Raw genomic sequence first — 303 nt, 5'->3', positions numbered from 1 at the left:
CCGATGCGATGGTCGGCATGCACGACATCGTGCACGACCTCGCCTTCACCGGCCTTCTCCTCGGTATGCTGCTGGTCGCCTGCGTCGTGCCGCTCACCCGCATGGATCTGCGCAAGGGCGTTTTCTCCCTGCCCGGTGCGGCGGGCGGTGCCTTTCCGCTCGTCTCCTCGTCCTACACGGTCTCCATTCTCGGCGTGGGCGCGCTCGCCGCGGTGGTCATGACCGGTGCCGGCGCCCTTCTTTCCTTGGCATTGCCGGCCGCCGGCGCTACCGTGACCGGCATGATGTTCCTCAAGGGCCTGG

At 68.0% G+C, this 303-nt stretch carries 1 protein-coding gene; it reads left to right on the top strand.

The features are described 5' to 3' along the window. A partial coding sequence (locus tag NE591_RS14220) for a hypothetical protein (protein WP_256156978.1) occupies positions 1–303 on the top strand: 303 nt, incomplete at both ends.

Origin of the sequence: Adlercreutzia sp. DFI.6.23 (assembly GCF_024462535.1) — a bacterium.
Lineage (GTDB): Bacteria > Actinomycetota > Coriobacteriia > Coriobacteriales > Eggerthellaceae > Adlercreutzia > Adlercreutzia rubneri.
The sequence above is the reverse complement of the archived record's forward strand: the minus strand, read 5'-3'. Positions and strand labels throughout refer to the sequence as shown.